Below are 21,823 nucleotides of genomic sequence, written 5' to 3' on the forward strand. Positions count from 1 at the left end.
GGCCCGTCAGCGTCGGCCGGTCAGGGCCAGGGCATCCGGCGGACCCACCGCTGGTCGGGCGGCTGGTATCGGGCCGGCCCCGCGGCCCGCAGTTCGCGGACGAACGGCAGGACTGCCAACGCGCCGAAAACGAATCCGACCACGTGGGCGCCGTAGGCGACGCTGCCGCCCTCGGCGACACCCATACCGATGAAATAGATGTACTGGAGCAGGAACCAGAATCCGAGCACTATCCAGGCCGGCAGCCAGAACGGCAGGAAGAACAGGAACGTGACAAGGCCGATGACCCGCGCCCGCGGGAAGACGACCAGGTAGGCGCCGAGCACGCCGGCCACCGCTCCGGAGGCGCCGATGAGCGTCGTGGTCGAGTCCGACTCGAACAGCGCGAACCCGTAGGTTGCCACGTATCCGCATGCCAGGTAGAAGATCAGATAGAGGAAGCGTCCCATCCGGTCTTCCACGTTGTTGCCGAACACGCCGAGGAAAAGCATGTTCCCGAGCAGGTGCAGCCAGCTCCCGTGCAGGAACATCGCGGTCAGTACCGACAGGACCGGGGACTTGTTGAACGACGGCGGGGACTCCACCTCGCACAGCACCTGGCCCTGCGGGTTCACGCCCGCGGACCGGCCGCTGGGCGCCTGAGGGGCGGGCTTGTTGTCCAGTATCTCGGTGGGGACCGCGCCCCAGTGGTCGAAGAACCGTTCCTGCTCGCAGACGCTCTGCGGAGTCGCCGTGGCGGTTCCGGCGACCGAGGTCACGATCGGCTCGAAGAGCACGAAGACGGCGACGTTGACCGCTATCAGCAGCCAGGTGACGACCGGCCGGCGGCGCAGCGGGTTGATGTCGTGAATCGGTAGGACCACGCACCCATCCTGCCCGCGCCGTCCGCGTCACCGACAACCACCCACCCGATGAGGGCTGGCCCAGCTAACACGGTGATCGTTGTGATTCTGCTGCTGTTCCAGCAGCACCAGAATCACAACGATCATGCAGTTCGAGGCTGCATGAAGTTCGAGGCTGGTCGAGTGGTCAGCGCAGGGCGTTCTTGTTGAAGGGCTCGAGGTGTTCGCCGGGGGCGAGGGGGCGGCCGCCCATGTAGCTGCCGCGCATGTGCCGGCGTACGCCACCGGGCGGATCCTCGGTGGCGCGGGCGGCGGCGTGCCACAGGTCGCTGTGGTGCAACAGCACGTCACCGCGGTCGCAGTAGACCGCCACCTCACCGGGGAGCTTGCCGAAGCCGCCGGGGACGGCGTCCCAGTCCCCGCGGTGGCTGCCGGGCACCGCCCGCAGGAAACCGTTGGCCGGCGATGTCGCGTCGATGTGGAAGGTCAGCGCCACCCCGGGCCAGATCTCCGACGTCGGCCGGGACTGGTGGTCGCTGTGCCAGCCGATCCGCGTGTAGGTCATCCCGGCGCCGGGGCGGGCGTCCTGGTAGATGACACCGTGGTCGTCCACGTCGTACAGCCAGTGGTCGTTGCCGAGGATGCGCTGGACGAGCGCGAGCAGGACGGGGTGGCGGATCGCCGCCGCGGCGACGGGGGAGAGGTGCGTGACCCCGACGACGTAGTGCACATACGGCGGATGATTGCCGTTGAAGTCGCCGCCGAGATCGTCCCCGGCCCAGGAGCGGTCGAGATCGCCGGTGCCGATCCGGCGCTGGAGGTCGGCGAGCGCGGCACCGAGCGCGGCCGTCTCCGCCTCGGTGAACAGCCCGCGGACGATCACGAAACCGTCGCGGTCGAAGTCCGCGGCCAGCCCCGCGATCGTCTCCGATGTCTCGGACGTCTCCGGCAACGTGTCGACACCGTTCGTCATACGGCCATCATGCAGTGCGGGTATGGGTCGGGGCCTCTCGCGGCGGGCGTCGGAGAGCCAGGGCCTACCGATACTGGCGGTGCTCGTCGGGACGGTGGGTGTTGCGGTTGAGCCACAGGGGCGTGAGGAGGACGACGAGGCCGGCGGCCACACCGACCTGCAGGATATGGCGTATCCAGTCGAAACCGCCGGTGTGGCGGACACCGAGCACACTGGCGATGATGTTGCCCACCAGCGCGCCGACGATGCCGACGACGATCGTGAGCCACAGCGGGATCCGCTGCGGCCCCCGGACGGCCAGTCGTGCCAACAGGCCGATCACGAGGCCGGCAAGGATGATCCAGATCAGTTGAAACATGGTGGCCTTCCCCGGTGGGAGTCGTTGTCACCAGTAACTGTCACCAGCCGTTGTCACCAACGGTGGGATTATCTCCACGCGGCTTCCTCGCAAACGCCGATGGTCCGTTGCCGCCTGTCCATACCGCGGCGGCCGGCCGNNNTGGCCGGCCGCCGTGACCACCGCGGGACATGCCGTCCACCCAGCCGTCACATCCGCCGCGGATGGTCAGACGGCCAGGAGCGCGCCGAGATCGGCGGTGGGCCGTGGGCGGGACGGCGTACGCCGTATGACGTGTGATGGACGGGGCACGGTAGACATGGCGTATGGGGCATCGTCCGCGGCATCGTCCGGAGGGAGACACGTCGGCTCGGTACGCCGATGTGGGGGAGCTGCTCGCCGACGACCGGGCGCATGTCTGGCATCCGTACGCGTCGGCGACCGACCCGCTGCCGGTGTTCCCGGTGGCGTCCGCGTCCGGGGTGCGGCTGCGGCTGGCCGACGGGCGGGAGCTGATCGACGGCATGTCGTCGTGGTGGGCCGCCATCCACGGCTACGCCCACCCGGTCCTGGACGCGGCGGTGCGCGCCCAGCTCGACGACATGGCCCACGTCATGTTCGGCGGGCTGACCCACGCGCCCGCGGTGACGTTGGCCCGCACCCTGGTCGAGATCACCCCGCCGCCGCTGACCAGGGTGTTCTTCTGCGACTCCGGGTCGGTCTCCGTCGAGGTCGCGATCAAGATGGCGTTGCAGTACGCGCGGGGACGGGGGCGTCCCGGCCGGACGAAGCTGCTCACCATCCGCCGGGGGTATCACGGTGACACCTCCGGCGCCATGGCCGTGTGCGACCCGGACACCGGCATGCACCATCTGTTCACCGGTCTGCTGCCGCGTCACCTCTTCGCCGAGGCGCCGCGGCCGGGCTTTGACGAGCCCTGCGAGGACGAGCATGTCGCCGGCATCGCCCGGCTGCTCGACGAGCACCAGCACGAGATCGCCGCGGTGATCTGCGAGCCGGTGGTGCAGGGCGCCGGGGCGATGCGCTTCTACGCCCCGGGCTGGCTGGCCCGGCTGCGTGAGCTGTGCGACGCCCACGGCATCCTGCTTATCGCCGACGAGATCGCGACCGGGTTCGGACGGTCGGGGGAGCTGTTCGGCTGCGACCATGCCGGGATCAGCCCGGACATCATGTGCGTCGGCAAGGCCATGACCGGGGGATACCTGACGATGGCCGCGACCCTGTGCACGGACGAGGTGGCGGCCGGGGTGTGCGCGTCCGAGGCGGGCGTGTTCATGCACGGGCCGACGTTCATGGGCAACCCGCTCGCCGCGGCGGTGGCGAACGCCAGCATCGGCCTGCTGCTGTCCGGGCCGTGGCGGCGCCAGGTCGGCGATCTGCGGACCTGGCTGGCCGAGGGGCTCNNCCTGGCTGGCCGAGGGGCTCGCGCCCGCCCGCGCACTGCCCGGTGTCGCCGACGTGCGGACGCTGGGCGCGATCGGGGTGATCGAGACCCGGGAGCCGGTCGACATGCGGGTGATCCAGCCGCTGCTGGTGGAGCTGGGGGTCTGGGTGCGTCCGTTTGGCCGGCTGGTGTACGCGATGCCCCCATACGTCATGACACGCCCAGATGTCGCCGCGCTGACCGCCGCCATGGTGGAGGCGGTCGCCCGCACCACCTGATGATCTAACCGCTGACCTGCGGCAATGGGCTTGTCGGAACGGTTGTGTGCCGCGTCGGGGTCATCTCCTCGGGCATCGCCCGACGGTTTCTGACATCGGGACAACATCGAAGTGGTTGCGGTCGCCGGGCCACCGTCCGTACTCTTTGTTTCTGTTGATGACTCTGAGTAACGAGTCGGTGCACATCAAACCGAAACGAGGCGAACGGGGAGGAAGGTCGACCCGGCATGATGTCCCACATTTTGTTACCTCCTCTCCGGGGAGCGGTGAATCCGGGGAAAACCGCGCATCCCGCTGGAACAACGACGCATGACGCGGCCGCGGCGGCGGACTCCACCGCCGGCGAGACCGACGTGCGTCCGCCACCCTGCTCGCCAGTTCGTTCACCATCCCAGTCACCGTCCCAGCCGTCATCCCGGCCACCGTTGCCCCGGCCAGCTCGCTCGTCCCAGCCGCTTCAGCCGTCCCAGCCGCTGGCACCCGGACCGTCCCAGCCGTCACAGCGGCCGTCCCGGTCGCCTCGGCCGTCCCCCCCATCCCGGTCGCGGCGGCTCCGGCGACTCGTGCGGCAGTCCTGGCAGCGCGGGGGAAAGGCTGCCCGGCAGGCCGGTGAACGGCTGGCCGAACAGGTGTCACATTTTGCGCTGTGGAGCCTTCCGCCACGGCTTGTCCGCTATCTTGTCGCCGTCGACGTACTGTGTCTGGTAGTTGTCCTTGTCGGCCTGTTCGGGCTTTCCTTCAGGTTTGCCGACCTGTTCACCTTCGGGGCGTTCGTTCTGCTCGGCCGGCTGGCCATGAAAACGTCCCGGCATCTCGGTGTGCCCGGTCTTCGGAAGGACGAGCCGCACCGGGACCTGCTGTCGAACTGGACCCTGCCGGTCACGCTTCTTCTCCCACCGCTGTACGCCGCAGTCCTGCACATACCCCTGCACTGCCTTTTCCGTTCCCACGGCCAGGATGCCGCGCAGCCCCGGTACCGGCAGGTCTTCAACGCGGCGGCACTGGGCGTGTCGGGCTTCTGCGCGGCCAGCGTGCACCGGGCGCTCGCCCCGCCCCAGGGGCCGTACCGGATCGACACCCTGGTGGGTTCGTCCGGGCGTATCGGCGCGTTGGTCGTGGCGGTGTTCACCTACACAGTGCTCAACCGTGTTCTGCTGCGCGGCATGCTGTGGTGCGCGCATCCGAGATCGGCACAGCCGGCCCGCCGGCCGTTCGCCGGCGGTCGGCGGGAGATACTCGCCGTCGACGCCGCCGAGATGTGTTCCGCCATCGGGCTGGCCGTGCTGTGGACCGCGCACCCCCTGCTCATGCTCACCGCGACGCCGCCCGCCCTCCTGCTCCAGCGCAGCCTGCTACACGCCGAACTGCTCCAGGCGGCCCGCACCGACGCCAAGACCCGGCTGGCCAACCCCGCCTACTGGCGGGAGACGGCGGAGAAGGAGGTGCTGCGCATCCGGCGCTCGGGCCGTCCGATGTCCGTGCTCATCGTGGACATCGACCATTTCAAGAAGGTCAACGACCAGTTCGGCCATCTGGCCGGCGACGCCGTTCTCATGTGTGTCGCGGACGCGCTGCGCGCCGCCACCCGGCCGCGTGATCTCGTCGGCCGGTTCGGCGGCGAAGAATTCGTGATCATGCTCTGTGACACCGATCTCGACGCCGCCGCCCGGGCCGCCGACCGGATCCGCCGGCAGGTGGCCGGGATGCGCTGCCGGGCGGACAGCCACGCCGCCGGCGTGGTCTGCGTGTCCGTGACCGTCTCGGTCGGGGTGGCCACCGCGGCCGGCACGGACGTGGAACTGGCCGCCCTGCTGGAGACGGCGGACGCGGCGCTCTACCGGGCCAAGGCCGACGGCCGCAACCGCGTCCGCCTGGCGGCCGGTCTGACTTCCCACGCCTCCCACGCCCCGACGACCGCCTGACACCCCGCACCGTTCACCACGAACGCCACATCCACAGCGACACCGTATTCACAGCGGCACCGCATTCACTACAACATTCACTACGACGCCGTACTCACAACGACATCGCTCACGGGATCATTCACGGGCCGCCCGCGTCGTCTGCCGTTCCTTTCCTTCTGATGCGTTTTGACCGGTTGGTCACCGGGCGGCGGCGCTGGTGGTGTTGCGCAGCAGCAGCATCGTGGTCACCGGACCCACCCCGCCCGGGACCGGTGTGAGAGCGCCCGCCACGGACGCGACCGCGTCGGCGTCCACGTCGCCGACCAGACCGGCCTCGGTGACGTTCGTCCCCACGTCGATGACGACGGCACCCGGCCGGATGAACCCCTTGCCGATCATCTTGGGACGGCCGACGGCGGCCACCACGACATCGGCCTCGTGCACGACCGAGAGCAGGTCGGTCGTGCGGGAATGGCAGATCGTCACCGTGGCGTCCTCGGCCAGCAGCAGCAGGGACGCGGGCTTGCCGACCACCGGGCTGCGCCCGATGACCACCGCGTGGACGCCGGCGAGCTTGACGTCACCGCGGTGCAGGATCTCCAGCACCGCGGCGGCGGTGGCCGGCGCGAAGCACGGCAGGCCCAGGGCCAGCCGGCCCAGGCTCAGCGGGTTCATCCCGTCGACGTCCTTGTGCGGGGGGATGCGGCTGCCGACGTCGTCCGCGGACAGGCCCGGAGGCAGCGGGGTCTGCACCATCAGGCCGTGCACCTCGTCGTCGGCGGCCAGCCGGTCGACCGTGGCGACGAGGTCGGCGGCGTCCCCGGACAGCTCGTGGATGACGCAGCGGACCCCCACCTTCGCCGCGCCACGTTCGATCACCCTGACGTAGGACCGGGCCGCCGGGTCGGTATCCGGCAGGACCACGGCCAGTGTCGGCACCCGGCCGGCCTCGCGCAGCCGCTCCACATCGTCGACGACACCCCGGCCGATCTCCGCGGCCATGGCCCGCCCGTCCAGCAACTTCATGATCCGATCCGTTCCCCGACGGCGCGCACGATGCTGTCCGCCGTAGCCACAGAGGTCAGATGGTCGGCGAGGGCGGCCGTGGCACGCTCCCGCGCGTCCGCGTCCGTCATCACCGCCGTGTTCACACGTACGTTGATCGCGGCGCTGTCCAGCGCGGCGCGTGCGCTGGCGGCGGCCACCCCGACATCGCTGAGGACGTTGACGTTCGCGCCGTCGATGATCCTCGCGCACAGCCCCACCACGGCCGCCGCGACCGCCGCGGTGTGCAGCGGCACCTCGGCCGCGGTGACCAGCGCGGTCTGGATCGCCCGGCTGCGAGCGGCCCGTTCCTCGTCGGTGCCCTTCGGCAGTTTGTAGGCGTCGCTGACCGCGGCGAACGCGCGGGCGTCGGCGGCGGCCAGCGCCAGCGCCTCGGCGCGGGCCTTGTCGGCCTCGCTTCGGGCGGAGAGCATCGTCGCCTCGTGCTCGGCGTACCGGGGCCTGCCAATCGTGAGATTGCAGACCATGCTCACCAGCGCCGCGCCGAGGGCGGCCTGCAGCGCCGCGGCCGCGCCACCGCCCGGCGCGGGCGCGGGGGAAGCCAGCTCGGCGAGAAACCCCGCCATCGTCTTGTCGTCCACGGCACCCTCTCCCACCTGCTGACTCTGCCTGCCGGCCGGCCGCGTGTCACCACAGCGCCGCATGTCTGTGAACTTCCCACGGCTGACCGCACTGCACCGTAGCAAGCCCACAGGCGGTTGGCTCAGCGGCTCGGAAAGCCGGAAAACCGGGCCCCTGGGCTGTCTTGTGCCCCTGGCCCAGACCGGGGCACAAGACAGAAGGCAGGGGGAAGACGGGGAAGGGCGGGGGATGACGGGAGGAAGGTCGTCACGCGGCCGCCGATCCGGAGATTCCGGCCTGTACGGCCGGTCGCCGGAGCGGGCCGCTACGGCCACCGGGGAGGTCGGTGACGATCTCTATGCTGGTTGGCCGTTTGAACCTGGCGAGGCCGGCCTCGCAACGCTCCACGAGCTCGGCCACGAGCAGGGGATCAGGACCGTTCACCGGGACGACCAGCGCGACGGGCACCTCACCGAGGACGGCGTCCGGCCGGCCCACCACCACCGCGCGGCGCACCCGCGGGTNNCCGCGCGGCGCACCCGCGGGTCGGCGAGCAGAACCTCCTCGATCTCGCGGGGGGAGACCTTCTCACCACCACGGTTGATCACGTCGTCGCCGCGGCCGGTGAGGTAGAGGTAGCCGTCGGCGTCCGTGAAGCCGATGTCGCCGGTGTCCAGCCAGCCGTCCGGGGTGAAGCTGTCGGCGCCGGCCGGGCCGGCGTAGGCGCGGATGACCCCGGGGCCGCGGATCTGTACCCGCCCGGCCTGCCGCGGCGGGCACGGCCTCGCCTCGTCGTCGACGACACGTACCTCGCTGCCTACCGGCAGGCCCACCGAGCNGGCCTGCGGGCTCCCCGCGGGGAATTTGCCGTGATCATGCTGCCGGCCTCGGCCATGCCGTAGGTTTCCAGCACCGGGACGCCGGTGGCCTCCTCGAACGCCTGTAACACGGGGACGGGCAGGGGAGCGGAGGCAGACCGGACGAACCGGAGCCGGCAGTCGCGGGCCTGGGCGGCGTGCGGATCCATGGCCAGCAGGGCCACGATCGACGGAATCCCGTTTATCCAGGTTACCCGATGATTTTTGATCATCGTCCAGAATCCGCGACGGCGAAACCGCCGGTCGAGGACAAGGGTGCCCCCGCTGTACAGAGTGGCGAGCAGCCCGGCCACCTGCGCGTTGACGTGGACCAGCGGCAGCGGGTTGTAACCGATGTCCGCCCGGGTCAGCTGGTGGTGGCGCGCGGCGGCGGCGGCCACGTGCGCGAGCTGCCCGCCGTCGAGGAAGATCTCTCTGGTCGCCGCGGCCGCCGCGGTATCCGTCGCGCCCGTCAGCAGGACGCCACCGGACGTCCGGTGGTGTGCGCCGCTGCCGTCGGTCGCGCTGTCAGCCGCGGTGCCGCCAGCGGTAGGGCCGTCGCTGGCGACGTGCCCCGACGACGACACGGGCGACGACACGGGCGACGTGACGGTGTGCCTGGTGGTCATTCGCGGGTTGAGCTGGCGGACGCCACACGCGGGGGGCAGCGGTCGGTCGGTGACCACGAGAGCGGGGCGGATCCGGGCCAGCGCCCGTTCCAGCTCCGCGGGCGGGGCGTCGGGATCCAGGGGGGCCGCGTGCCTGCCGCTCACCAGGATGGCGAGGAAGACCACGGCGAAGTCCAGGGGATCCGACACGAGGATCGCGATTCGTCCCTGTGGCCGCGGGCCGTGCGCGTCCAGATCGCGCTGCCAGCGCTGGACGAGGGCGGCCATCGTGCCGTAGGTGACCGAACGGTTGCCGCGAGCTTCCCTGAGGTACACCTGGTCTGGCTGTTCCCTGCCATGCACGCCCAGCCAGCCGGTCACGGATGTCACTTTCACCACCACCTTCGCCGGCTTCCGCGTAAATACACCCCGACCATCGCCGGAAGATTTCTGGCCACGCTCCCGATACCTCTCTCCACAAAACACCCCAGACCGCTATATCAGTTTTCAGCGGGTCGATGTGACGTCATCCGGGGTGTTACTGGTCACATATGGACCGATGGGAGAAACGGCGGCTTCCGCGCGTCACCCGGTAATAAGCCCCTGAACCGAACGCCCCCGTCCTTACAGGTGTTCCCGCCCGACGCAACGGTGGTCCGGGCCCTGTGGGGGATGAGCATATCCCGCCGGGACCGTGCCACCGTGGCCGCTGCGCACACCCGTCGGCTGTCTGGTTGTCGTCTGTCGTCCGGCGTGCGGCCCACCCGGCATGATGTGGATGACACATGACGGATGACAGCGGACGAACAATGCCGCGTCCTGCCGTCAAATGTCGTCCTGGCTGTCGCTCCGGTGTCGAATAGCCGACTTCGGGTCGCCCGGCCCGGGCCGGCCGGGCGGGCGTTTCCGAGGCATTGTTCCGCGGACGTGTCCGCGTGAAACAGGTCCACAGGGCCCGAACGGCACGGGCCGTTCGGAGCTGGCCGACCGGCCCGTGCGCCGGCCTCGGTCCCCGCCGTGGATGCGCGGCGGGGCGAATGACGGATGCGGCAGGGATGCGGGCGGGACGACGGGGACCGCGGACGGACGGTCGGGGTGGGGTCCCGACCAATCTACTTGACATAATGTCGATTATCGGCGTGACGGTGCCGTGCGGGGGAGGGGCGACGGCGGGCAGAGTCGTGCCGGATGCGCGTCTGCCGCGCCGACGCCTACGTGTGTCGAACTCTCCGGGTCAGGCGGGGTTCTCCGGTGTCGGGTCGAGGTCGAGCGCGAGCGAGTTCATGCAGTAGCGCTGGCCGGTCGGTGCCGGACCGTCGTCGAAAACGTGTCCAAGATGTGACCCGCAGCGACGACACCGGACCTCGGTGCGGGTCATGCCGTGGGAGTGGTCCTCGACCAGTTCCACGGCGTCCGCCACCTTGGGCTCACAGAAACTCGGCCAGCCCGATCCGGAGTCGTACTTGGTGGATGAGTCGAACAATGCGTTCCCGCACGCTCCGCAACGGTAGATGCCGGTTTCCTTGCTGTACGTGTAGGAGCCGCTGAAGGGCGGTTCGGTGGCGGCGTTACGCAGGATGGCGTAACGCTCCGCAGGGAGTTCCTTACGCCACTCCTCTTCGGTCTTGACGACCTGGTGCGTTGCCACGGTGACCTCCTTGTCGTCGCTCATGCCACACCACTCCCCTCTTCTGCTGGTGTGGGACGTTTCACGCGGCGGATTCGTTCCCCGAGGGCGTTCCGCCGGGCCGGGCCGCTCGGTGGGCCGCTGCTCGGCGGCCCGGCGGCGCCAGCCCGCGCGGCAGGCCGCCGAGCGGCTGCCGTCCGGCGGTCCGCCGGGTCCGTGTTGGCGGGCGGACGGGTGGTGAGCAGGCCTGCCTGGACGGCGCCGCCGGCGGCGGTCAGCGCCGCCNCGCCGCCACGGCCGGCGCCCAGGCGATGTCCCGGCGGATACCGGCGCTGAGCAGTACGGCCGCGTCGGCCGTGTCGATCAACGCGCCCGCCCGCAGCCACCCCCGCGCCGGTGAGCCGTCGCGCCGCAGCAGGGTCGCGAGCAGGCCGGCGCCGACGGCGATGTCACGGGCGGCGGCGAGCTGTGTGAGCCACGCCGTCCGTTCGGCGGTGACCCGGTCCACTCCGACGAGGCGCGCGAATCTGGCGGGACGTGTCAGCAATCCGACACCAAACGCACAACGGGCTGCCCCGAGAAGAGCCACTTGCTGACCGTACGTAATAGATGGAGGCTTAATCATGATCATTTTTATACCTTGTGTGAGCACGATCTCGTTAACGGCCTTGTCCCCAGGGGAACGTCCCACAGATCCCGAGCGTTGATGAGTCTGAGTTCCTCACTGGTATCGACGCTCGGGAGGGTTTTCATGGGCGAGCGCATCCTGCGAGGCAGCCGTCTAGGTGCAGTCTCCTACGAGACGGACCGCAGCACCGAACTCGCGCCCCGCCAGACCGCGTCCTACGACTGCCCGAACGGCCACCAGTTCACCATGCCTTTCGCTGCCGAGGCCGAGGTCCCGGCAGTCTGGGAGTGCCGTGTCTGTGGTGCCGGATCGGTCATCGTCGACGGCGAGGTCCCGGAGCCGAAGAAGAGCAAGCCCCCGCGCACGCACTGGGACATGCTGATGGAGCGGCGTACCACCGACGACCTTGAAGAGGTACTGGCTGAGCGGCTCGCGGTCCTGCGGGGCACCGGGCAGGACCGGCGCTCCGCCTGACACGTCTGCCGTAGCGACACCCACGCGTGTGGCCCGTCCGGACGATCCGGACGGGCCACACGCGTGTCGAACCGGTCTCATGCCGAGACACCCGTCGTCGACCGTTCCCGCTGTTCCTCGGCCTGCTGTTCCTCGGCGCTTCCCCGGGCCGCAGGCAGTGGTAGCGGCCCGCCGTCCCCACCGGAGCGCGTGCCCGGGCCTGTCTCGTCCCGGCCCACCACGGCCGCGCTCCTGCCTGCTGCCTGCCGCCGGGCGCCATGGCTGCCGCCCGCGGCCGGCCGGTCGCGCAGGGACCGCACCGCCCACCAGGTCACCCGCCACAGCGCCTCCCCCACGATGGCCCGGCTCATCTTCGACCGTCCGCGCTCACGCTGGACGAAGGTGATCGGGACCTCGCCGACCCGGAATCCCGACCGCCACGCCTGCCAGGCCAGGTCGACCTGGAAGCAGTACCCCTGCGACGCGACCCGGTCGAGATCGCGGCTGCGCAGGACCTCGGCCCGGTAGGCCCGGAACCCCGCGGTCGCGTCGGCCAGCGGCATGCCGAGGGCGGTCCGCACGTACACGTTGGCGCCGCGGGAGAGCAGCAGCCGGGCCCGCGGCCAGTTGCGCACCTCTCCCCCGGGCACCCAGCGTGAACCAATGACCAGGTCGGCCGTGCGCAGGGCGGTGAGCAGGCGGGGCAGCTCCTCCGGCTGGTGCGAGCCGTCGGCGTCCATTTCGACCAGGACGCCGTAGCCGCGGCCCAGCCCCCAGGTGAAACCGGCCACGTAGGCCGCGCCCAGCCCCTCCTTGGTCTGCCGGTGCAGGACGTGGACGTGCGGGTCGGCGGCGGCGAGCTCGTCGGCGAGTTCGCCGGTGCCGTCCGGGCTCGCGTCGTCGACGACCAGCACGTCCACGTCCGGATTGGCCGTCCGGAGCCGGTTGACCGTGTCCTGAAGGTTCTCCCGCTCGTTGTAGGTGGGAACACACACGAGAACGCGCTCGCCGTCCACGCGGCTCCTTTCGGTGTCTTCGGTGTCGCCAGCGCTGTCGTCGGCGGGGCCGCTGCCCGCCTGCCCGTCCTGCTCTCGCCGCTGGCCGGCGATCCCACCCGGCCCGGCGGTCCGTCGGGCCGATGTCCGCCCAGCCCGCAGGCCGAACGCTACAGCGACCACTCCGATCATCACCAGGAGCGTCTCCGGGAGGCCACCGAGCCGGTCCGCGACCGTACGCCCCGTACGCAACGGCAGCGCGGCGGTCAGGATGGCCGCCTGGTACAGCCCGGACTGTGCGATGATCCGGCCGTCGGGCATGACCATCGCGCTCTGACCGCTGGTGGACACCTGCACCGCTGCCCGCCCGTGTTCGACCGCGCGCAGCCGGGTCATGGCCAGTTGCTGCTCGCTTTCGCCCCGGCGTCCGAACGAGGCGTTGTTGGTCTGCACGACCAGCAACTGCGCGCCGGCGTCGACAGCGGCACGCACGAGGCCGTCGTAGGCCACCTCGAAGCAGATGACATCACCGATGGTGATGTCACGGATGGTCAGGACCCCGGTTGCGGTGCCGTGGACGAAGTCGTTGGGCATCTCGGTGGCGAACCGGCCGATCAGCTTCTCCAGGACGGCCCGGCCCGGCAGGTACTCGGCGAACGGCACCGGGTGCTGCTTGACGTACATCTGCCCCGTCCAGCCGGTGTTGTCCCACACCAGGGCGGCGTTGCGCACCCTGCGCGGACCCGGCCCGTCGAGAACCGCGCCGACGAGGACGGGAGCGCCCGCCGCCCGCGCGGCCCGGTCCAGCAGGGCGGCGGCGCGGGGGTCGGCGAGCGGGTCGACGTCCGAGGCGTTCTCCGGCCACAGGACCAGATCGGGTTGTGGGGCCCGGCCCGCGGCCACGTCCGCGGCGAGCTGTTCGGTCCGCGTGACGTGGTTGGTGGTGACCTGGAACATGCGCCCGAGCGCGTCCAGCCCACCGGCCCGCGGGACGTTGCCCTGCACCGCGGCGATGTCCGTGGTGCCGGTCTGCGCCGCGGTCGGCAGCGGTATCGCGAGGCCCACCAGCGTCACGGCGGCGGCCGCGGCCAGCGGACGGGCTGTCGCCACGGCCGTCCGTACCCAACGGCTCCTGCCGCCCGTTCCGGCGCCCGTCCGCTCGTCCCTGCCATGCGCGCCGGGTGAGCGGGACGATCCGGTGGCCTCCGTGGCCGGCACACCCGCGCGGATGGCGGCCGCGGCCAGCAGCGCGCCGATGCCGGCGACCGCGGCGGTCACCAGTGGTGATCCGCCGAGTGCCGCGAGTGGTGTCAGCGGTGTGTCCGCCTGACTGAAAGCCAGCTTCCCCCACGGGAAGCCGCCGAAGGGCACCCGTGCGCGCACCGCCTCCTGCGCGACCCACACCGCGGCCACCCACAACGGCCACCCGCGTACCCGCATCACCGCGGTGCTCGCGGGGGCGACCAGCGCGAGCAGTGCCGCCTCGCCGGCCGAGAGCACCACCCAGCCGTCGATGCCGACGAACGTCACGAAACGCAGCATCGCCAGCATGAAGCCGAGACCGAAGAGCAGGCCGAGGGCGAACGACCGACGCGGGCGCACACCGCGCACGACCAGGGTCAGCAGCGCGGCTGCGACCGGCGCCAGCGGCCAGATCCCGGCGGGCGGGAACGCCAGGTACAGCAGCACGCCGGCGGTGGCCGCCAACAGTGGCCGGATCAGCCGGCGTCCCAGCCGCCGCACCGGCCGCTGGGACGACCGTTGGGGCGAGGAGGCGTCCCCGTCCGGCTCGGACGCGTCGTCCGTGCCGGACGCGGCACCGCGGCTCGCACCGTGATCCGCGCTCAGCATGTCCTGGGCTGCCACACTTCTAGTGTCGGCTACCAGCCGGCCAGCCAACGACCGGGTCAGCGAAACATCCGTCCGCCGGGCCCGGGCGGCCGGCGTGGGTCAGGTTCGGATCGAAGACGTCACCGGAGCACCGTGCTGACGCACCCCGTCCTGAGAGGAACGAGTACGGAAACGGCTGCCACAGCGACCGTTTGTTCCCTCGCTCCCGTGAGGGCGACTGTGTGGCGCTGAGGGTTCTGGGATGCGGCCGTGTTGCCTGGTTGGCATTGCCTGGTTGGCATCTCAGCTTCGGGCGGTTCGTTCGGAGCTGTGCGTGGGGGGCGGTGCGGTGCTCTTGTCCCGGTGGTCGGCGAGAGGGAGCAGGAGCACACCGATGATGATCAGAGTCAGGGAGCCTGTCTTGAGCCAGTTGGCGTGCTCCGTGCCCAGGGCGATGCCGATGACGGCGACCGAGGCGGTCCCCAGCGCCCCGAAGGCCGCGTACGACACGCTCGGGCCCAGTCCCGTGAGGGCGACGCCGAAGAAGTAGGTGGTCAGGAGGAACCCGAGGACGGCGAGGACCGAGGGGACCAGGTTGCGGAAGCCGTGGGAGGCAGCGAGGGCGTAGGTGGCTGCCACGTCGCAGGCGATCGCGACCACCAGAACCAGCCAGCTCATCAGGATCCTTCGGGAGAGATCGGTCGGCCGCCGGTGCCTGCGCCTGGCGGCAGGGCGGTGGGCGGCGTCGGTGGCGGTCATCGCTTCTTCCTGGAGCTCTTGGCCTGTGGACCTCTTGGTCTGGCCTCTCGGCGGCATCCTGGCGGCTTCCCGGTGGCGTGGCCGGCTCGCGGCCCCGGCCGCGGTCAGGTCTCGTTCGGAACCGCAGCCGACAGTACTACACGCCGCACTCGAGCAAGCACTCTATGCTCCCAATGTCGGTATGCCCCTACCGTCGGCGCGACCACGGGGTCTGTGGATATTTTTTGTTCGCTGATTGTCTGTTGGTTGATATATCCATCGTGCGATCTTCTTCTTGAGAATGAAGTTCGCAAAATCCGGAGGAAGGCCGGCATTTGCGACCCGCGGCACCCAGAAATAACAATTAACACACAATTTGCTCTGTGCAGTCATGCGCGGCCGCGGCGCGACCACGCACACGTCATGCCTGGCTGGCGCGCTGGCATGGCGGCGAACCGCGCCGCGTCCGGGGGGAATCAGGGAGAACGGGAGGAAGACCCGGAGGGAACGTGTGGTTGACAGCGACCGAGTAACGACCGGTACCGTTCATCCTGTCCACTCATCAGACGGCTGCGGGAGTGCCTTCCCTGACAACTGGACCGGCCGGCGGCCAGCGGACGCTTACACGTCCCTGATCGCCTGCTACCAGGCCCGGTCAGCGGCGGGGTTCGGACAGGAAGTTTCCCGTCGCTGGCAAAGGGGGGCTGCGAGACAGCCCGGAGGGTCCCAGATCGTCCCCTAGACAACGGTGTCCGCGTCCGCATCCGGCGGGCACGGCGTCGGTCCGAAGGGCGGTCCGGGACCCTTTCTCGTATTCGCTTCCGCGCCGACGGGCGCGTTCGTGCCCATGGACGGGTAGTAGGGACGGACGGGGCGGGCAGGGGGCTGCCCACCGGCTGGCCTGCCCNNNNCTGGCCTGCCCGCCCCGTCCGTCCCGGGCAGGCCAGCCACGAGCGCTCCTCGCGGCCCTGCCCCGGGCCCCTACAGCAGGTCGTGGATGACCGTGCCGCGCACGACCGTGCGTACGCAGGTCGGTGTGGGCCCGTCGAGATCGGGCAGGCCGGCGACGGCGGCGCGCGGGTCGGTGGACCATGCCGCGACGCGGGAGTCCGGCACCTGGACCACCAGCTCCCCCGCCACCTGCCAGACCGCGAACGTCGCCGGGGCCCCGGGGGCGAGCAGCCCGCTGCCGTCGCCGTCGGCCCGGGCCGCCCGCCACCCGCCCCTGGTCGCGGCGGCGAACGCCGCCCGGGCGCTCAGCGCCGCCGACGGTGTGTGGTGCGCGACCGCGGCACGTACCCCGCCCCACGGGTCCAGCGGGGTCACCGGGGCGTCCGAGGACAACGCGAGGACGACACCCGCGGCGGCCATCGCGGCGAACGGGTTCATCGCGCCCGCCCGGTCGGCGCCCAGCCGCTGGGCGTACATGCCGTCCCGGCCGCCCCAGCAGGCGTCGAAGGCTGGCTGGACGACGGCGGTCAGACCAAGGCGGGCCATCCGCGCGATCTGGGCGGCGTCAGCCATCTCGCAGTGCTCGACGCGGTGCCGGCCGGCCAGGATCCGCGGCAGGCCGATCTTGTCGGCTGCCCGTTCGAAGCCGTCGAGGACGGTGTCGAGGGCGGCGTCCCCGATCGCGTGGAAGCCGGTCTGCAGACCGGCCTCGGCGGCCTGCACGACCGTCGCGGACACGGCGTCGGCGTCCAGGTGCAGCAGGCCCCGGTTGCCGGCGGCCGGGCTGCCGGCCCCGGCGCCCCCGCCGGCGAGGCCCGCGTCGCCGCCGGCGGCGTCCGCGTAGGGGGCGCGCAACGCGGCGGTGCGCGATCCCAGCGAGCCGTCGACGAACAGGTCTCCACCGATGCCGGCACCGAGAGCGACGGCGGTGTCGATCTCCCCGGCCCAGTAGCCGTGGACGACGGGGCCCGGTTCGGCGGCGGCGAGCGCGAGCAGGTCGCTGAGGTCGTCCGCGCTGGAGACCTCCGGCCCGGCCATCTCGTGCAGGGCGGCGATGCCGAGAGCGGCGGCGTGGGCCCGGACCTGCCNGCCCGCCGCTGGCCGGCGGACACGCTGTCGTAGGCGGCGGCGCGGGCCGCGTGGTGGGCCTCGCCCCGGCAACGGCCGTCCCCGAGCCAGCCCGGCCTGCCCGGGGCGCCGCAGCGGGCCGCGAGCGCGGACGACACGACCGCGCCGTGGCCGTCGACGCGGGAGAGGTAGACGGCCACGCCGCCGGCCGCCCGGTCGAGTTCGGCGGCCGTGGGCGGGCGGCCCTCGGGCCAGGCCGTCTCGTCCCAGTTGGTGCCGAGCACCACGTCGGAGGGGCGGCGCCGGACGTGCTCGGCGAGCTGGTCAAGGGCGTGGGCCAGGGACGGCGCCCCGGACAGGTCGAGCCCGTCGAGGGCAAGCCCGGTGGCGGTCACGTGCACGTGGGCGTCCACGAACGCGGGGGCGACCAGGGCGTCGTCGAGGTTCACGGTCTCCTCGGCGGCCAGGGCGTCGGCGGCCGGGTCCGAGCCGAGCCAGGCGATCCGGCCGTCCTCGACCAGCATCGCCGTCGCGAACGGGGACGCCGGGCTGTGGATCCGCCCGCCGCGGTAGAGGATGCGCCGGGTGCCGTTGCGCCCGGCTCGCCCCGTCCCGGNNNCTCGCCCCGTCCCGGCGGCCGCTCTCCGGGTGTCCGCCGCCGCGGCGGCGGACGCTGCTCTGGCACGCGCCGCTCTGATACCCACCGGTTGTCCGTCCTGTTCGTTCAGCGGGTCGGCTGAGCCGGCTGCTCCTGGGTTCGACGACATGTCCGTCACACCTGAAAGTGTGCCTGCCCGCGGCCGGGCCGGACGCCGTGACCCATGGCGGGCCGGCCGTGTCGTCGGGAATCACGGCCGTCGGGGCTGCACGGTCGCGAGAATCACACACCGGCCGACGTGACGTCCGCCGCGGGCGGTGTCGGATAGTCTGTGTTGTCAGATGGCTGGTGGCCGTGCCTCGTACGGGGTGGACAGGACGACCATGGTGCGGGTCGACACGTTCGCCGCGGCCCGGATCTGCTGCAGCAGGCTTTCCAGGTCGCCCGGGGTGCCGACGCGGACCTTGAGCAGGTAGCTCTCCTCGCCGGCGACGCTGTGACAGGCCTCGATGGCGGTCAGGTCCCGTAGCCGCTCCGGGGCGTCGTCCGGCTGACTCGGGTCGATCGGCTTGATCGACACGAACGCGGTGAGCGGGAGGCCGATCTCGGCGGCGTCGACGATGGCCGCGTACGCGGTGATCACGCCCCGCTGTTCCAGGCGGCGCACTCGCTGATGGACCGCGGACACGGACAGGCCGGTGGCCCGGCCCAGGTCGGTGTAGCTCATCCGGCCGTCCCGGCACAGCAGACGGACGATCTCACGGTCAAGGTCTTCCAGCACGATCCGGAGCGTACGCAGATCACGCACCGTGGTCGTGTGCTGGGCAGAGGTTGATACGCGGGTTGATACGCGCGGAGGCGGGTGTCGGTGCACGGCAGGGGATGCCACCCTGTCCGAGTGCGTACATCCGCTACCGCCGATCGGCTGATGCTGTTGGATACTCCGTCGCTGTATTTCCGGGCCTACTACGGGGTGCCGCGGTCGGTGCGCGCCGGGGGCGGGACGCCCGTCAACGCCGTGCGCGGCCTGCTGGACACCCTGACCCGGCAGATCGCCGAGATCCGCCCCACCCGGCTGGTCGCCTGCTTCGACGCGGACTGGCGCCCACAGTTCCGGGTCGCGCTGCTGGCGTCGTACAAGGCCCACCGGGTGGCCGCCGGCGGGGCCGAAGGGGTCGGCGGGGCCGCCGGGGCCAGGTGGATCGAGGACGTCCCGGCGGAGCTCACCGCCCAGCTACCGATCATCGACGCGGTCCTGGACGCCGTCGGCATCCCCCGGGTCTCGGCCGCCGGCTACGAGGCGGACGACGTCATCGGCACGCTGGCCGCCCGCGGCCGGGCGGAGGTGGACGTGCTCACCGGGGACCGGGACCTGTTCCAGCTGGTCGACGACTCCCGGCCGGTGCGGGTGCGCTACGCGGTCGAGCGGTTCGCCGTGATCGACGAGGCTGCCGTGACCAGCCGTTTCGGCATCCCCGGCCGGGCCTACGCCGACTTCGCGGTGCTGCGCGGCGACCCCAGCGACGGGCTGCCGGGCGTGCCGGGCATCGGCGTGAAGACCGCGGCGGCGCTGCTGCGCGCCTTCGGGTCGCTGGCGGCGGTCCGGGCCGCGGCCGCGCGTGGGGAGATCGCAGGCTTCCCGGGCGGGAGCAGGCAGCGGATCGTCGAGGCCGCAGCCTATCTGGACGCGGCCGTGCCGGTGGTCAGGGTCGTCACCGACGTCGCCCTGTCGCCGGTGGCGGACCAGCTGCCCGCCCAGCCCGCCGACCGCGCGGGGCTGGCCGCGCTGGCCCGGCGGTGGGGTGTGGAGAATGCCTGCGACCGGCTCGTCGCGGCCATCGGGCGTGTCTGACGGACGATCGACCAGATGATCAGCTGGCTGCCGTCGGACACGCCCTGGCGGCGGTGTCGGCCACGTCGGTTGTGTCACTTGTCGCGGCTGTGCTTGTAATGTCCACCCGTACCCGCTCCATGGCCGGTCGGCGCCGAACGAGGCAGACCTGGGCGAAAGGGGACGCAGCCTCACCGGCGTGAGCCGGTCGCGGCCCCGCGCACCGGTGTCCCTCACCGTGTGACCACCGGCGTCCCGACAACGCAATCCCGATGACGGAACCGATGACGGAACGAGGTGAGGCGGTGGGGCTGCCCGAGCGGCTCGCGGGCAAGCGTGTCCTTGTCACGGGAGTGACCGGCTTCGTGGGCGAGGCACTGCTCGAACGGCTGCTGTCCGATCTGCCCGACACCGAGGTGGTCGTCCTCGTCCGCCCCCGCGCCGGCCGCAGCGGACAGGCCCGGTTCGCCGCCCTGGTGACCAAACCGGCATTCGCGGCCTGGCGCGAGCGGGTCGGCGCGGACGAGGTCGAGCGGACGCTGCGCGAACGGGTCACCGTGCTCGAAGGTGACCTGGAGCGGATGCCGACGTTACCGGCGGACCTCGACATCGTGATCCACTGCGCTGGTGAGGTGTCCTTCGACCCGCCGATCGACACGGGTTTCGCCACCAACCTCGGCGGGGTCCAGGAACTGCTGCGGGCCGTGCAGGACAGCGGTGCCCGCCCCCACCTCGTGCACATCTCCACGGCGTACGTGGCGGGTCTGCGCTCCGGGCACGTGGCCGAGGGCCGGCTGGCGCACACCGTCGACTGGCGGGTGGAGCAGGCCGCCGCGCAGCGGGCACGGCCGGCGGCCGAGGACGCCTCCCGTACCCCCGAGGCGCTGCGCGGCTTCCGGGAGCGGGCCGAGGCCGAGCACGTGCGCGCCGGCGCCCAGACGGTCTCCAGGGAGGCCGAACGCCACCGCCGCAGGTGGGTGGAGCGCCGGCTCGTCGAGATCGGCGGGGAACGGGCCCGGGTGCTGGGCTGGACCGACTGCTACACCTTCACCAAGGCGCTCGCCGAGCGCTACCTGGAGAACTCCCGCGACGGCCTGCCGCTGACCGTGGTGCGCCCGTCCATCATCGAAAGCGCGCTGGCCCGCCCGTTCCCGGGGTGGATCGAGGGCTTCAAGATGGCCGAGCCGCTGATCATCGCCTACGCACGCGGGGAGCTGCCGGACTTCCCGGCCTCCCCCGACGGCATCATCGACATCATCCCGGTCGACCTGGTGGTCAACGCGATCATCGCCGCGGCGGCGACCACCCCGCCGGCGGACACCCCGGCCTACTACACGGTCTGTTCGGGCTTCCGTAACCCGCTGCTGTTCCGGGACCTCTACGAGCACGTCCAGGAGTACTTCCAGCGCCACCCGCTGGTCGCCCGCAACCGCGGCACCGTCGCCGCGGCCGAGTGGCGGTTCGCCGGGGCCGCGACGGTCGAGAGCAGGCTGCGCCGCGGGGAGCGGTTCACCGAGCTCGCCGGCCGGGCGCTGGGGTACGCGCCCCGCTCCGACCGGGTCCGCCAGGCCGCCCGCGACCTGGAGCAGCTCGACGAGCGGCTGTCGTTCCTGCGCCGCTACCAGGACCTGTACCGCTCCTACACCCGGGCCGAACTGGTCTACGTCGACGACGCGACCCGGGCCCTGCACCAGGGGCTGGAGCCCGCGGACGCGCAGCGGTTCGGTTTCGACCCGGCCTGCTACGACTGGCACACCTATCTGCAGGACATCCACATCCCGAGCGTGACGGCGACGATCCGCGGGCCGGATCCGTCACCGCCGGCAGCCCGCCGGGTGGCCCCGGCCTCGGCCAGTGGGCCGGACACGCTGGCGGTGTTCGACCTGGACGGCACGCTGGTGTCCTCGACCGTGATCGAGTCCTACCTGTGGCTGCGGCTGGCTGACCAGAACGCCGTGGCCCGCGGCCGGGAGCTGGCCTCGTTGGCCCGTGCGCTGCCCGGGTACATCCGCGCCGAACGGCGGGACCGGGGCCATCTCATCCGGGCGGTGTACACCCGTTACGCCGGCGCCGACCCCGACGAGCTCGCCCGCCTCGTCGACGAGGTCGCCGGGGACATCCTGCTGCGCCGGGTCAAGCCGGCGGCGATCCGCCGGGTCCGCGAGCACCGGGAGGCCGGGCACCGGACGGTCCTGCTCACCGGCGCGGTCGAGGTGCTCACCCGTCCGCTGACGCCGCTGTTCGACGAGATCGTCGCGACCGGTCTCGCGCTCG

General features: G+C 71.6%; 18 protein-coding genes and 2 pseudogenes. 6 read left to right on the forward strand and 14 right to left on the reverse strand.

The window, feature by feature from the left end; all coding sequences use genetic code 11:
• Positions 1-20: 20 nt before the first annotated feature.
• From FrCorBMG51_RS20065 to FrCorBMG51_RS20075, 3 genes are all read right to left on the reverse strand, one after another.
• Positions 21-863, reverse strand: coding sequence for a rhomboid family intramembrane serine protease (locus tag FrCorBMG51_RS20065; protein WP_047224584.1), 843 nt, complete (start codon positions 861-863; stop codon positions 21-23).
• 166 nt (positions 864-1,029) lie between these two features.
• Entirely contained in the window at positions 1,030-1,815 is a 786-nt protein-coding gene (locus tag FrCorBMG51_RS20070) for a phytanoyl-CoA dioxygenase family protein (RefSeq protein WP_047224585.1), read from the reverse strand.
• Positions 1,816-1,879: 64 nt separating this feature from the next.
• Complete coding sequence (locus FrCorBMG51_RS20075) at positions 1,880-2,173, reverse strand: GlsB/YeaQ/YmgE family stress response membrane protein (protein WP_047224586.1); 294 nt, start codon at positions 2,171-2,173, stop codon at positions 1,880-1,882.
• A 305-nt stretch (positions 2,174-2,478) separates the two neighbouring features.
• Here FrCorBMG51_RS20075 and bioA point away from each other — a divergent pair.
• From bioA to FrCorBMG51_RS20085, 3 genes and pseudogenes are all read left to right on the forward strand, one after another.
• Positions 2,479-3,519 (forward strand): annotated as a pseudogene (bioA, locus tag FrCorBMG51_RS20080) (adenosylmethionine--8-amino-7-oxononanoate transaminase); the annotation flags it as partial.
• A 112-nt stretch (positions 3,520-3,631) separates the two neighbouring features.
• Positions 3,632-3,835, forward strand: coding sequence for a hypothetical protein (locus tag FrCorBMG51_RS35055; protein ID WP_476742214.1), 204 nt, complete (start codon positions 3,632-3,634; stop codon positions 3,833-3,835).
• Between the two features lie 563 nt (positions 3,836-4,398).
• A complete protein-coding gene (locus tag FrCorBMG51_RS20085) occupies positions 4,399-5,757 on the forward strand; it encodes a GGDEF domain-containing protein (protein ID WP_235433754.1) in 1,359 nt (452 codons plus the stop codon).
• Positions 5,758-5,937: 180 nt separating this feature from the next.
• Here FrCorBMG51_RS20085 and FrCorBMG51_RS20090 read toward each other — a convergent pair whose 3' ends face one another.
• The 6 genes from FrCorBMG51_RS20090 to FrCorBMG51_RS33225 form a co-directional block, all read right to left on the reverse strand.
• The gene (locus FrCorBMG51_RS20090) at positions 5,938-6,765 is read right to left on the reverse strand and encodes a bifunctional 5,10-methylenetetrahydrofolate dehydrogenase/5,10-methenyltetrahydrofolate cyclohydrolase (protein ID WP_047224587.1); all 828 of its coding nucleotides are present in this window, start codon (positions 6,763-6,765) and stop codon (positions 5,938-5,940) included.
• Positions 6,762-7,385 (reverse strand): cyclodeaminase/cyclohydrolase family protein, encoded by a 624-nt coding sequence (locus FrCorBMG51_RS20095; RefSeq protein ID WP_047224588.1) that lies wholly within the window; start codon positions 7,383-7,385, stop codon positions 6,762-6,764. Before FrCorBMG51_RS20095 ends, FrCorBMG51_RS20090 begins: the two co-directional genes overlap by 4 nt.
• A gap of 247 nt (positions 7,386-7,632) precedes the next feature.
• Complete coding sequence (locus FrCorBMG51_RS20100) at positions 7,633-7,833, reverse strand: AMP-binding enzyme (RefSeq protein ID WP_047224589.1); 201 nt, start codon at positions 7,831-7,833, stop codon at positions 7,633-7,635.
• Positions 7,834-8,182: 349 nt separating this feature from the next.
• Positions 8,183-9,316, reverse strand: a complete 1,134-nt coding sequence (locus FrCorBMG51_RS20110) for an AMP-binding protein (protein WP_086055586.1) — start codon at positions 9,314-9,316, stop codon at positions 8,183-8,185.
• Positions 9,317-10,064: 748 nt separating this feature from the next.
• Entirely contained in the window at positions 10,065-10,502 is a 438-nt protein-coding gene (msrB, locus tag FrCorBMG51_RS20115) for a peptide-methionine (R)-S-oxide reductase MsrB (protein WP_047224592.1), read from the reverse strand.
• A 229-nt stretch (positions 10,503-10,731) separates the two neighbouring features.
• Complete coding sequence (locus FrCorBMG51_RS33225) at positions 10,732-11,088, reverse strand: DUF4267 domain-containing protein (RefSeq protein WP_476742212.1); 357 nt, start codon at positions 11,086-11,088, stop codon at positions 10,732-10,734.
• Positions 11,089-11,208: 120 nt separating this feature from the next.
• Here FrCorBMG51_RS33225 and FrCorBMG51_RS20130 point away from each other — a divergent pair, with 120 nt between their 5' ends.
• The gene (locus tag FrCorBMG51_RS20130; RefSeq protein ID WP_013873689.1) at positions 11,209-11,559 is read left to right on the forward strand and encodes an RNA polymerase-binding protein RbpA; all 351 of its coding nucleotides are present in this window, start codon (positions 11,209-11,211) and stop codon (positions 11,557-11,559) included.
• Positions 11,560-11,636: 77 nt separating this feature from the next.
• On the opposite strand, the gene lnt is transcribed toward FrCorBMG51_RS20130, so the two are convergent.
• The 5 genes and pseudogenes from lnt to FrCorBMG51_RS20150 form a co-directional block, all read right to left on the reverse strand.
• Positions 11,637-14,384: an apolipoprotein N-acyltransferase gene (lnt, locus tag FrCorBMG51_RS20135; RefSeq protein WP_047224604.1), complete on the reverse strand. Its 2,748-nt coding sequence runs from the start codon at positions 14,382-14,384 to the stop codon at positions 11,637-11,639.
• 282 nt (positions 14,385-14,666) lie between these two features.
• Positions 14,667-15,122: a DMT family transporter gene (locus tag FrCorBMG51_RS20140; protein ID WP_052914866.1), complete on the reverse strand. Its 456-nt coding sequence runs from the start codon at positions 15,120-15,122 to the stop codon at positions 14,667-14,669.
• Positions 15,123-16,082: 960 nt separating this feature from the next.
• Positions 16,083-17,090 carry an amidohydrolase family protein gene (locus tag FrCorBMG51_RS35060; RefSeq protein WP_476742215.1) on the reverse strand — a complete coding sequence of 336 codons (1,008 nt, stop codon included), beginning with the start codon at positions 17,088-17,090 and terminating at the stop codon, positions 16,083-16,085.
• Between the two features lie 218 nt (positions 17,091-17,308).
• Positions 17,309-17,887 (reverse strand): annotated as a pseudogene (locus FrCorBMG51_RS35065) (amidohydrolase family protein); the annotation flags it as partial.
• 168 nt (positions 17,888-18,055) lie between these two features.
• Positions 18,056-18,607 (reverse strand): Lrp/AsnC family transcriptional regulator, encoded by a 552-nt coding sequence (locus FrCorBMG51_RS20150; RefSeq protein WP_476742213.1) that lies wholly within the window; start codon positions 18,605-18,607, stop codon positions 18,056-18,058.
• A 39-nt stretch (positions 18,608-18,646) separates the two neighbouring features.
• Here FrCorBMG51_RS20150 and FrCorBMG51_RS20155 point away from each other — a divergent pair, with 39 nt between their 5' ends.
• On the forward strand, positions 18,647-19,570 hold the full coding sequence (locus FrCorBMG51_RS20155) for a 5'-3' exonuclease (RefSeq protein WP_052914867.1): 924 nt from the start codon (positions 18,647-18,649) through the stop codon (positions 19,568-19,570).
• Positions 19,571-19,854: 284 nt separating this feature from the next.
• A partial coding sequence (locus FrCorBMG51_RS20160; protein ID WP_047224607.1) for an SDR family oxidoreductase occupies positions 19,855-21,823 on the forward strand: 1,969 nt, incomplete at its 3' end.

The organism is Protofrankia coriariae (assembly GCF_001017755.1).
Lineage (GTDB): Bacteria > Actinomycetota > Actinomycetes > Frankiales > Frankiaceae > Protofrankia > Protofrankia coriariae.